This window comes from Thalassospira profundimaris, from assembly GCF_003326795.1.
Taxonomy (GTDB): Bacteria; Pseudomonadota; Alphaproteobacteria; order Rhodospirillales; family Thalassospiraceae; genus Thalassospira; species Thalassospira profundimaris_C.
Genome location: NZ_JPWI01000005.1, coordinates 25,271 through 37,028 on the forward strand (window position 1 = coordinate 25,271; position 11,758 = coordinate 37,028).

Below are 11,758 nucleotides of genomic sequence, written 5' to 3' on the forward strand. Positions count from 1 at the left end.
TAGCGATGCGCCCCTGAAAAGATGTCCTGATCAGACCGTCATCAAACCTGTCCGGCTTTATCCATTGGTTGAAGAGATTCTAAAGTTGTTCATCGGTTATATTGCAAAGCAGCAAAGCTGAAAGGGTTCAAAAAACTCTAACCGGAATGGCTGTTTTTCTATCTAAGGGTGGGTATTTTCGAACGTTTTTAATAAAACCAAAGCGATAATTTGAACTGTTATCAAATACATTTTTTGTGCATTGCAGCGAGGTTTTTTCTGGATCAGGTGCCGAAGATACGCTATTTGCCTGCCTTACAGATGTACTTTCGGGTGCAGGCTTATTAAGAATAAGATATGTCAGAGGAAATGCTCCGGTCCGATCTGCTGTTAATCTTTGGTTGAAGCGTGATAATGTCCTTGAGAGGGGGCGATTATCATTCATTCGGCCATCGGTGGTTTCGGAGGCGGGGAGGATTGAGGCATATCGCCTTGAGATGTAATGCGAGGGGGCAGATTCGCATGTCGATCAAGAAGCTATTTCCCATTCTTTTGTTGGGATTGGCGGTACTTACCGGGTTTGATGGCGCAGCACTTGCGGCTGTTGGTCAACCCGAACCGTGGCAGCTTGGGCTGCAGGATCCGGTTTCGCCTGTGGCTGTTGAAGGCCAGAAATTCTTTAATTTGCTTACATGGTTGATGACGATCATTACCGTGATCGTGTTGGCTTTGTTGCTCTATGTGCTTTTCCGCTTCAGCGCGAAACGCAACCCGGTGCCGTCGAAAACAACCCACCACACCCTTCTTGAAGTGGTCTGGACGGTTGTGCCGGTGCTGATCCTCCTTGTTATTGCGATCCCCTCATTCCGCCTGCTGTATTTCGCAGACCGCGTTGAGGATGCCGATATGACGCTGAAGATTATCGGCAAGCAGTGGTACTGGACCTATGAGTATCCCGATCACGGGAACTTCACGTTTGATTCCCTGATGATCGACGAGGAAACCGCCGTTTCCGAGGGCAAGAACCGCCTTCTGGATGTGGACAATCCCGTTGTCCTGCCGGTGGACCAGAACATTCGCCTGATCATGACGTCAGACGACGTGATCCATAACTGGGCAATGCCATCGCTGTTCATCAAGCTTGACGCCGTTCCTGGCCGACTGAACGAAACCTGGACCCGCATTCCAGGCGAGTATGCCGGAACGACATTCTATGGTCAGTGCTCCGAGCTGTGCGGCGTGAACCACGCCTATATGCCGATCGCAGTCAAAGCTGTTACCATGGAAGAATACGAGGCCTGGGTAGCCGAGGCCCAAGAAGAATTCGCATCTGCTGATCTGCCGTCTGCGGTATCAGTGGCATCGGCAGAGTGAGGGAGAGACTGATGGCTCACGCTGATACACACGATCACGATCATACCCCCGGCTTCTTTACCCGTTGGTTCCTGTCGACCAACCATAAGGATATCGGGACGCTTTATCTTATTTTCTCAGTGATCGCCGGTTTGATCGGTGGCGCGTTTTCGGTCTGGTTCCGTATGGAACTGGCACAGCCGGGAACCCAGATCATTGAAGATCACCAGTTCTTCAACGTGCTCGTGACCGCACACGGCATGATCATGGTCTTCTTTGTTGTCATGCCCGCCATGATTGGCGGTTTCGGCAACTGGTTTGTTCCGATCATGATTGGCGCGCCGGATATGGCGTTCCCGCGTTTGAACAACATTTCGTTCTGGCTGATTGTTCCCGCCTTCCTGCTGCTGATGCTGTCAGCTGTGGTGGGCAGTGGTGCCGGTACAGGTTGGACGGTTTACCCGCCGCTTTCGGGCGTGCTTGGGCATCCCGATGCGTCGGTCGACCTTGCGATCTTTGCACTGCACCTGGCTGGTGCAAGCTCGATCCTGGGTGCTGTGAACTTCATTACCACGATCTTTAACATGCGCGCGCCGGGTATGACCCTGCACAAGATGCCGCTGTTTGCATGGGCAATGCTGGTGACGGCATTCCTGCTTCTGCTGGCGGTGCCGGTTCTTGGTGGCGCGATCACCATGCTTCTGACCGACCGTAACTTTGGCACGGACTTCTTCAACCCGGCCGGCGGCGGTGACCCGATCCTGTACCAGCATCTGTTCTGGTTCTTCGGTCACCCGGAAGTGTACATCATGATCCTGCCGGGCTTTGGCATCATCAGTCACATCATCTCCACCTTCTCGCGCAAGCCGGTCTTTGGTTATCTCGGGATGGCCTATGCGATGGTGGCAATTGGTGTTGTTGGCTTCATCGTCTGGGCCCACCACATGTACACCGTGGGCTTGGATGTTGATACCCGCGCATACTTCACTGCGGCGACGATGGTGATTGCGGTCCCGACAGGGGTCAAAATCTTCTCGTGGATTGCGACCATGTGGGGTGGTTCGATCTCCCTGCGTGCTCCGATGCTTTGGGCAATCGGCTTTATCTTCCTGTTCACTGTGGGCGGTGTGACAGGTGTGATGCTGGCGAACTCGGGCATGGATCTGCCGCTGCATGATACCTACTTCGTTGTGGCGCACTTCCACTATGTGTTGTCGCTTGGTGCCGTCTTCTCGATCTTTGCTGGCTTCTATTACTGGTTCGGCAAAATGTCGGGCTACGAGATTTCCGATCTCGGTGCGAAGATCCACTTCTGGCTGTTCTTCATCGGCGTTAACCTGACCTTCTTCCCGCAGCACTTCCTTGGGCTGGCCGGCATGCCGCGTCGTTATGCCGACTATCCGGATGCGTTTGCCGGGTGGAACATGGTTTCGTCCTATGGTGCCTACATCTCGTTTGCGGCGACCATCTTCTTCCTCTGTGTGGTGGCGCATGCCTTCATCCGTGGCAAGAAGGCCGAGGCAAATCCGTACGGGGAAGGTGCCGATACGCTGGAATGGACTGTGAGCTCTCCGCCGCCGTTCCATACCTTTGACGAACTGCCGCGTATCAAGTAAGTGACACTGGTTTAAGTCCCCCGCAGGCCTTGGTTTGCGGGGGACATCCTGCCGCCCCAAAAGAGAAGACCAGAGTTCCATGACCAAGCAGGTTGCCGACCAGACCATAGCACTCGAAAACGCAGTATCGCTGCCGGTTTCGGATGTGCGCGACTATATTGCATTGCTAAAGCCGGGCGTCATGACGCTTGTGGTTTTCACCGGTGCAGTTGGTCTGTTGATTGCCCCGGGATCCATCCATCCGTTCCTTGGACTCGTCGCAATCGCCTGTATCGCTGTGGCCAGTGGTGCGGCGGCATCCATTAACATGTGGTATGATCGCGATATCGACATCCATATGAAGCGTACCCAGAACCGGCCAATCCCGGCAGGGCGCGTGCCAGCGGACGAAGCACTGTCGCTTGGCATCGCGTTGTCGATTGTGTCGGTGACGGTGATGGCGGTTGCCGTCAATATCGCAGCTGCTGTTTTGCTTGCGGTGTCGATTGCGTTCTATGTGTTCGTTTACACCATGTGGCTTAAGCGCAGTACACCACAGAATATTGTCATTGGCGGTGCCGCCGGGGCCTTCCCCCCGATGATCGGCTGGGCGTCGGTGACGGGCGGGGTTGATCTGAATTCAATCGCGCTGTTCATGATTATCTTTATGTGGACACCGCCGCATTTCTGGGCGCTGGCGCTGTTCCGCTGTGGCGATTATGCCAAGGTTGGCGTGCCGATGATGCCCGTCGTGGCCGGCGAGGCCGCAACGAAGAAACAGATGCTGGTTTATACGCTTCTGTTGTTGCCGATCACGCTGGTGCCGGTCGCGACCGGTTTGCTTGGTGTCTTTTATGGCGTTACGGCGGCCCTGACCGGGCTTTGGTTCCTGCGCCATGCGGTTCGTGTTCTGCGCAATGCCGAGGAACGCGCCCCGCACAAGATGTTTGGATATTCGATCCTGTATCTGTTTGTCCTGTTCGGGGCGATGGTTGCAGATGTCTGGCTTGACGGGGTGATCGCATGACGGAGTCCTCCAAAATGAGCAAAGCGGAACTCGAAGCGTTTTATGCCAAGCGCAAAAAGAAGAACTGGGTGTTTCTGGCGATCCTGAGCAGCCTGATTGTTCTGTTTTTTGCGATAACCATTTTGAAGATGAGCTAGGAAATCATGGCTGATCAAAAACACACAGATACTGTAAAGGCACGCAACAAGCGTGTGCTGCTCAGCTGTGTTGTCGTCGTTGGCGGCATGATCGGCCTGTCCTATGCATCTGTCCCGCTTTACAAGCTGTTTTGCCAGGTAACGGGTTTCGGGGGCACCACCCAGGTCGCGGAAGAAGCGCCGGTGGCTGTCTCGGAAAAGACCATCAAGGTCCGTTTCAACGCAGATGTAAATTCAGGACTGCAGTGGCAGTTCAAACCGGAACAGCGTGAAATCACGGTGCGTCTGGGCGAAGATAATCTGGCCTATTACGTGGCCGAAAACATGGCCGTCAAACCTATCACCGGGCAGGCGGTCTACAATGTGACACCACTAAAAGCAGGGCAGTATTTCAGCAAGATCGCGTGTTTCTGTTTTGACGAGCAAACCCTTCAACCGGGCGAGCGCGTCGACATGCCGGTCAGTTTCTATGTTGATCCTGCCATTGCCGAAGACATCAATACCCAAGACGTGAAGACGATTACCCTGTCATACACCTTCTTCAAATCCGAGGCATCGGTGGAAGCAGTTGACGGGAACGAAGATCATGGAGGCTGACAGTCCACTGTTTGGTGGCATGTCCAGTCTTTGGTTAACAAAGCGAACTTAGAGTTTCTTTTGTAAGGATTGAGGGGGGCAAGGAATGAGTGATCATGCACAAAAGCATCCGTTCCACCTGGTAGACCCGAGCCCGTGGCCATTGGTGGCTGCGGCGTCGGCAGGTCTGTTTACCGGTGGCATGGTCATGTTCATGCATTCGGACCGTGCGCCGGCTGATTTCTGGCTGGCCGCACTCGGCATTGCGGGCATTCTGTTCGTGATGTTCCGTTGGTGGAGCAACGTGATCAGCGAATCACACATCTATCACAACAAGGTCGTTCAGATCGGCCTTCGTTACGGGATGTCGCTGTTCATCGCATCCGAGGTGATGTTCTTCGTTGCCTTCTTCTGGGCATTCTTCCACAACGCGTTTGTGATCTTCAGCCCCGGCGTGACCGAATGGCCGCCCGCAGGCGTCGAAGTGCTTGATCCATGGGATCTGCCGTTCCTCAATACCCTGATCCTGCTGCTGTCGGGGTGCACCCTGACATGGGCACATCATGGCATCCTGGAAGGCAAGAAAAAGGATCTGGTTCAGGGACTGGCATTGACCGTGGGCCTTGGTGTCATCTTCCTGTTCCTGCAGGCCTATGAGTACAGCCACGCGGCATTCGGCTTCTCTGACAACATCTATTCCTCGACCTTCTACATGGCGACCGGTTTCCATGGTTTCCACGTGTTTGTTGGTACGGTGTTCCTTGCGGTTTGCCTTGTGCGCGCCATGAAAGATGGCTTCAAACAGGATCATCACTTTGGTCTCGAAGCAGCAGCCTGGTATTGGCACTTCGTTGATGTTGTCTGGCTGTTCCTGTTCTTTGCCGTTTACATCTGGGGTGGCGAATAAGCCACCCGTCAGGTGAGACACAAGATCATGGATGATTATTATCCAAACCTTTCCCCCATTCGTACCGGGTTGGCATGCAAATGCCCCCGCTGCGGTGGGGGAAAGTTGTTTTCGGGCTTTTTGACAGTGCGTGAAACCTGCGAGGTGTGCGGACTGGATTTGCGCGGGCATGATGCCGGTGACGGCCCGGCTGTGTTTATCATCTTTATTCTCGGATTTCTGGTTGTTCCCCTGGCGCTTTGGGTTGAGATGAAATACATGCCGCCATTATGGTTGCATGCGGTGGTGTGGGGGCCGGTTATTATCGGTGTGACAATGGTGTTGCTTAGACCGTTAAAAGGTCTCATGGTGGCGCTGCAATATCGCCATAGATCGACATCTCAACAGGACTGATTTCAGTTAATGCCTTTACTTACTACGCGCCCTAGTCCGGCGATGAAAATCTGCGTCGGCTTGTCTCTGGTTATTTTGGTGGGGCTCGGTTCCTGGCAGCTTGACAGGCTATTCTGGAAACAGGGCCTGATTGAGCAACGTCAGGCACAGGCATTGATGTCACCGATCCCGGTTCCGACCGATACGGTCGTTGACCCGTCACTGGCGTTTCGCGCAGCCTATGCCGACGGGCGTTACCTGAACGATCAGGAAAAATACCTGATGGCGCGCACCCGGCGCGGCAATGTCGGGTTCCAGTTGATCACCCCGCTTGAACAGGAAGATGGTCGCATCATTCTGGTTAATCGCGGATGGGTGCCGACAGAAAACCGTGCCCCGGAAACACGCCCTGAAAGCCTTGTTGAGGGGAAAGTCCATGTGACGGGGGTTTTGCGCCTGCCAAAGACAAAACACTGGGCGCAGCCGGAAAATGATGCGCTTACCAATCAGTGGTTTTATGTCGATGTCGATCACATGGCCGAAGATAGCGGTGCGGAGCTTGCCAGCCCTTATTATCTGGAACTTGATGATACGCCCGTCGCTGGCGGATTGCCGATCGGTGGCCAAGCCAAGGTCGAGTTGCCAAACAACCATCTGGAATATGCAATTACCTGGTACAGTCTGGCGCTGTCCCTGATTGTGATCTTTGTTGTTTATCATCGCCGTCCTGCCGAAGACAAAGATGATCAGGATCACAATGGTCAGGCTGCCTGACGGTGCAATGCCGGGCAGGTTGCCCGATTAGCCAGTTTCCTGTTTGCCGTCCCTGTTGGACGAGATCATACCCCAAAAGAAGAAAAATGAGCGCTGACCGGTTTGCGGCAGCGCCAAGGAGTTCCGATGACCGAAGCATATAAAAAGCTCGAAGCCCGTTTCCATCGCATGGGTGTTCTCTCTGATGCCGGTCAGATGCTCCATTGGGATATGGCGGCAATCATGCCTGAAGGTGGCGCAGAGGCCCGGTCAGAACAGCTGGCGACCCTGAGTGTTCTTGAAAACGAGCTGATGAATGCGCCGGAAATGGGCGACCTGATGGCTGCTGCCGAAGACGAAAGTCTTGATGCCTGGCAGAAAGCCAACCTTGGCGAGATGAAACGCAACTGGGTGCATGGCACCGCCGTTCCATCCGATCTGGTCGAAAAGATGTCGCGCGCGGAAACCCGCTGCGAAGTTGCATGGCGTAAGGCGCGTGCAGACAATGATTTCAAGGGGCTTCTGCCGAAATTGCAGGAAGTGCTTGATCTGTCGATTGAGGCAGGCAAGGCAAAGGCGGATGCGCTGGGCACGTCGGTCTATGACGCGTTGCTTGATCAGTATGATCCGATGATGCGGTCGGACCGGATTGACAGTCTGTTTGCCGAGCTTGAAGCATTCCTGCCCGATTTCACATCCGAAGTGATCGAACGGCAAAAAGCCGAAGCCAAGCCGGTTCTGCCGGTCGGTCCGTTCCCGATTGAAACCCAGAACGCGGTCGGCCTTGATCTGATGAAAGCGGTCGGGTTTGACTTTAACCATGGGCGTCTGGATATTTCGCATCATCCGTTCTGCGGTGGTATTCCCGATGATGTACGCATCACCACCCGCTATGACGAAAATGATTTTACCTCGGCCATCATGGGCGTTCTGCACGAAACCGGTCACGCGATGTATGAGCGTGGCTTGCCCAAGGACTGGCGCAACCAGCCGGTCGGCAAGGCACGCGGCATGACCATGCATGAAAGCCAGTCGCTTCTGGTTGAAATGCAGGCCTGCCGGTCCGAGGAGTTCCTGACCTATGCGGGGCCGGTTTTCAAAAAGGCATTTGGTGGCGATGATGCGGCATGGAGTGCCTCAAACCTGCACCGTCTCTATACCCGGGTTGAGCCCGGCCTGATTCGTGTTGATGCCGACGAGGTCACCTATCCGGCACATGTCATCATGCGCTATCGGCTTGAGCGTGCCCTGATCGAAGGTGATATGAAACTTGCCGATCTTCCGGGTGCCTGGAACGAAATGATGCAGAAGCTTCTGGGGATCACGCCGACGGATGATCGTGACGGATGCCTGCAGGATATCCATTGGCCATCCGGGGCCTGGGGCTATTTCCCGACCTATACGCTGGGCGCTATGGCGGCAGCCCAGATCTTTGCTGCGGCACGGGATGCAAACCCGGCTATTCCCGATGCATTGTCGCGTGGTGAATTCGAACCGCTGATGAACTGGCTTGCACAGAATATCCACAGTCAGGCTTCAAGTCGTTCAACCGATGAAATTCTTAAGGATGCGACGGGAAGCATTCTTGGTGTTGATGCTTTCAAAACCCATATGCACAACCGGTACGGAAACTAAATTCGATTGAATGCATGTGGTAATATGCTAGCATCGGTAACTACGGATTTCCGAATGATGATAAGCGGTTATCCGATAGTTTACCCTTTATAGACTTCATGGGTATGACAGTCACATGGGAATAACCGACGGCAACAAGAAGGTCATGGACCGCCAGGTCTTTGCCACAGATCAGGTTATTTTCCGGGAAGGGAAGCCGGGAAACTCGGCCTATGTTGTCCAAGAAGGCAAAGTCGAGGTTTTCAAAACCCTGAATGGTGAAGAAGAAGTCATTCTGGGGACCATTGAAGCCGGTGGCTTGTTTGGCGAACTTGCTCTTGTTGATAACAAACCCCGCATGGCATCTGCACGTGCGACCGAACGTACTGTGCTGATCGCGATCAACCGGCAGACCTTTGAGAAAAAAATGGCGGGCTCGGATCGCTTTATCAAGGCGATCTTGCGAATCCTGCTTGGGAACTACCGGACTGTGGTTCGCCGTGCCGCGGTTGCCGAGGCCAAGCTTAAGGAACATGGCATTCCGCTTGATTGAGACGTGCGAATTATCCGCAGTTTGCAAGAGGCTTGCGGGATAATGCCGACCACAGCCCTGCTCTGCTTGATTGTCCCTTGACTATATTTGCCCAACCCCTCACTAACTCAGGCGTTGGAGTGTGTTTTGGCGCGACTTGCGTCCGGACACACGGAACTGGTTTTCGCCTTATGCAGGAGCAGGTCTAGTGCGCTATGTCAGCACGCGGGGAAGCGCCCCCATTTTGCAGTTCGATGATGTTCTTCTTGCCGGTCTGGCCCGTGATGGTGGTCTTTATGTCCCCGAAACCTGGCCTGCTTTTTCCAAGGATGACATTCGTGCGCTGCGAACTCTGACATATGCAGAAGTCGCTTTCAAAGTGATCCAGCCGTTTGTGGCAGGCACTGTTGATGACGATGCCCTTAAGGCCATTCTCGAAGATACCTATAACGGCTTTGATCACGACGCAGTCGCACCGCTCAAACAGCTTGGTGCCAATGACTGGGTGATGGAGCTGTTCCATGGCCCCACACTTGCCTTCAAGGATTATGCGCTTCAGGTTGTTGGTCGTCTGTTTGACCATGTTCTGGCCAAGCGCGGCGAACGGATCACGATTGTTGGTGCAACCTCCGGCGATACCGGATCGGCTGCGATTGAAGCCTGCCGGGATCGTGAAAATATCGATATCTTCATCCTGCATCCGAAAGGCCGCGTTTCAGAAGTTCAACGTCGCCAGATGACGACGATCCTGTCTGACAACGTTCATAACATTGCGGTCGAAGGATCGTTTGATGATTGTCAGGATCTGGTCAAGGCCCTGTTCAATGATCATGCCTTCCGTGACGAGATTGGCCTGTCTGCGGTCAACTCGATCAACTGGGCGCGTATCATGTGCCAGATCGCCTATTATTTCTGGGCCGGTGTGCAGCTCGGTTCCCCGGAACGCGAGATTTCCTTCTCTGTACCGTCAGGCAACTTTGGCAATGTCTATGCCGGGTATGCAGCGATGCAGATGGGCCTTCCGATCAAGCAGTTCGTGGTGGGTGCAAACCGCAATGACATCCTTGCACGCTTCTTTGAAAGCGGTGTGATGAAGATGGAAGGTGTGGCGCCGTCGCTCAGCCCGTCCATGGACATTCAGGTCAGCTCGAACTTCGAGCGTCTGATGTTTGATCTTTATGATCGTGATGGTCTGGCCATTGCCGAGATGCTGACCAAATTCCGTGAAACCGGTGTTATGGAAATGTCGCAGGGGCAGTTTGCCCGCGCACGCGAACATTTCGATGGTTATCGTCTTGATGACGACGCGACCAAGGCCGCGATCAAGGATATCCTTGAAACAAGTGGCGAGCTGGTCGATCCGCATTCCGTGATCGGCATCGTTTCGGGCCGCGCCTGCAATCGGGACAAATCGGTGCCGATGGTGGCACTGGCCACAGCACATCCGGCAAAGTTCCCCGATGCGGTCAAACAGGCATCCGGCATTTATCCGGACTTGCCCCCGCGTCTCTCTGATCTATATGACCGACCTGAAAAGGTCGAACCCATGGCCAATGATGTTGACGCATTGATGGCGCATGTCCGTAAAAACCGGCGTGCGGCCTGAAAATCGGATATGATTGGGCGTGATGTGAAAAACAGGAGTAATGCTATATGACAGTCGAGCTTACCCAGCTTGACAATGGGATGATTGTCGCAACCGACCGCCTTGACCATGTGCAGTCGGTGGCCCTTGGTACCTGGGTTGATGTTGGCGCGCGTAACGAAACGCCAGACATCAACGGCATTTCCCATATGCTTGAACATATGGCCTTCAAGGGCACGCGCCGTCGTTCTGCGCTTCAGATCTCCGAGGAGATCGAAGCCGTTGGCGGGCAGATGAATGCTTATACATCGCGTGAAAATACGGCCTATTACTGCAAGGTCCTGCACGAAGATCAGGAATTGGCGATCGATGTGATTGCCGACATTCTGCAGCATTCAACGCTTGATGCCAAAGAGCTTGAACGCGAACGCCAGGTCATCCTGCAGGAAATCGGGCAGGCCAATGACACGCCCGACGACATCATTTTTGACTATTTTCAGGAAACAGCCCTGCCAAATCAGGCTCTGGGCCGTTCAATCCTTGGCAGTCCGGAAAATGTATCGTCGCTGACGCGTGATCATCTGTTTGACTATATGTCGCGCCGCTACAGCCCGAAACGCATGGTGTTTTCGGCATCTGGCAAGGTCGAACACCAGCGCGTTGTCGACATGGTTGCCGAAAAATTCGACAGCCTGCCTGCACATGAAGATCACGAGATGGAGCCGCTCAAATACGAAGGCGGTAACCGGATTGAAAATCGCAAACTTGAACAGGTTCATGTGATTTTCGGTCTTCCGACCGTGTCCTATACCGATGACAGCTTCTATGACCTGCAGGTCTTCAACACCCTTCTGGGGGGTGGCATGTCATCGCGTCTGTTCCAGGAAATCCGTGAAAAGCGTGGTCTGGTTTATTCGGTCTATAGCTTCTCGTCGCATTATGTTGATGGTGGCCTGTTTTCGATCTATGCCGGGACCGGGGCCAATGACATTGGCGAACTGATGCCGGTCATGTGCGACGAACTGGTCCGTGCGACCGATGATCTGACCGAAGAAGAAGTCACGCGCGCGCGTGCACAGCTCAAGGCATCGGTGGTGATGGCAATGGAAAGCAATTCCGGTCGCTGTGAAACCCTTGCCCGTCAAATCCAGATTTTCGGTCGTCCGCAGAGCATGGAAGAGATCGTCGCCAGGATTGACGGAGTTGATCTTGAAAGCGTGCGTCGTTCCGGCAAGGCGCTTCTGGATGGTAAACCGACCATCACGGCGCTTGGCCCGGTCGATAAGATGCCTGAATATGACGAACTGGCAGCCCGCCTGCGCGGTTGA

General features: G+C 54.0%; 13 protein-coding genes. 12 read left to right on the forward strand and 1 reads right to left on the reverse strand.

Features of this window, described 5'->3' with window-relative positions:
- Positions 1 to 127 precede the first annotated feature (127 nt).
- The gene (locus TH30_RS21980) at positions 128 to 424 is read right to left on the reverse strand and encodes a hypothetical protein (protein ID WP_147251958.1); all 297 of its coding nucleotides are present in this window, start codon (positions 422 to 424) and stop codon (positions 128 to 130) included.
- A 77-nt stretch (positions 425 to 501) separates the two neighbouring features.
- On the opposite strand from TH30_RS21980, the gene coxB reads away from it, so the two are divergent.
- The 12 genes from coxB to TH30_RS09350 all read left to right on the forward strand — a co-directional run bounded on the left by coxB (position 502) and on the right by TH30_RS09350 (position 11,758).
- Positions 502 to 1,353 carry a cytochrome c oxidase subunit II gene (gene coxB, locus TH30_RS09300; RefSeq protein ID WP_114097823.1) on the forward strand — a complete coding sequence of 284 codons (852 nt, stop codon included), beginning with the start codon at positions 502 to 504 and terminating at the stop codon, positions 1,351 to 1,353.
- An 11-nt stretch (positions 1,354 to 1,364) separates the two neighbouring features.
- The gene (gene ctaD / locus TH30_RS09305; protein WP_114097824.1) at positions 1,365 to 2,948 is read left to right on the forward strand and encodes a cytochrome c oxidase subunit I; all 1,584 of its coding nucleotides are present in this window, start codon (positions 1,365 to 1,367) and stop codon (positions 2,946 to 2,948) included.
- 79 nt (positions 2,949 to 3,027) lie between these two features.
- Positions 3,028 to 3,954, forward strand: a complete 927-nt coding sequence (locus tag TH30_RS09310) for a heme o synthase (RefSeq protein WP_181850202.1) — start codon at positions 3,028 to 3,030, stop codon at positions 3,952 to 3,954.
- Between the two features lie 14 nt (positions 3,955 to 3,968).
- The gene (locus tag TH30_RS22535; RefSeq protein WP_258548674.1) at positions 3,969 to 4,091 is read left to right on the forward strand and encodes a hypothetical protein; all 123 of its coding nucleotides are present in this window, start codon (positions 3,969 to 3,971) and stop codon (positions 4,089 to 4,091) included.
- A gap of 6 nt (positions 4,092 to 4,097) precedes the next feature.
- The gene (locus TH30_RS09315) at positions 4,098 to 4,688 is read left to right on the forward strand and encodes a cytochrome c oxidase assembly protein (protein WP_114097825.1); all 591 of its coding nucleotides are present in this window, start codon (positions 4,098 to 4,100) and stop codon (positions 4,686 to 4,688) included.
- Positions 4,689 to 4,773: 85 nt separating this feature from the next.
- Positions 4,774 to 5,574, forward strand: a complete 801-nt coding sequence (locus TH30_RS09320; protein ID WP_114097826.1) for a cytochrome c oxidase subunit 3 — start codon at positions 4,774 to 4,776, stop codon at positions 5,572 to 5,574.
- A gap of 27 nt (positions 5,575 to 5,601) precedes the next feature.
- On the forward strand, positions 5,602 to 5,967 hold the full coding sequence (locus TH30_RS09325; RefSeq protein WP_114097827.1) for a DUF983 domain-containing protein: 366 nt from the start codon (positions 5,602 to 5,604) through the stop codon (positions 5,965 to 5,967).
- Between the two features lie 9 nt (positions 5,968 to 5,976).
- A complete protein-coding gene (locus tag TH30_RS09330; RefSeq protein WP_114097828.1) occupies positions 5,977 to 6,720 on the forward strand; it encodes an SURF1 family protein in 744 nt (247 codons plus the stop codon).
- A gap of 126 nt (positions 6,721 to 6,846) precedes the next feature.
- A complete protein-coding gene (locus TH30_RS09335) occupies positions 6,847 to 8,334 on the forward strand; it encodes a carboxypeptidase M32 (protein ID WP_114097829.1) in 1,488 nt (495 codons plus the stop codon).
- 115 nt (positions 8,335 to 8,449) lie between these two features.
- Positions 8,450 to 8,866 (forward strand): cyclic nucleotide-binding domain-containing protein, encoded by a 417-nt coding sequence (locus tag TH30_RS09340; RefSeq protein ID WP_114097830.1) that lies wholly within the window; start codon positions 8,450 to 8,452, stop codon positions 8,864 to 8,866.
- 187 nt (positions 8,867 to 9,053) lie between these two features.
- On the forward strand, positions 9,054 to 10,451 hold the full coding sequence (gene thrC / locus TH30_RS09345) for a threonine synthase (protein WP_114097831.1): 1,398 nt from the start codon (positions 9,054 to 9,056) through the stop codon (positions 10,449 to 10,451).
- A gap of 47 nt (positions 10,452 to 10,498) precedes the next feature.
- A complete protein-coding gene (locus TH30_RS09350; protein ID WP_114097832.1) occupies positions 10,499 to 11,758 on the forward strand; it encodes a M16 family metallopeptidase in 1,260 nt (419 codons plus the stop codon).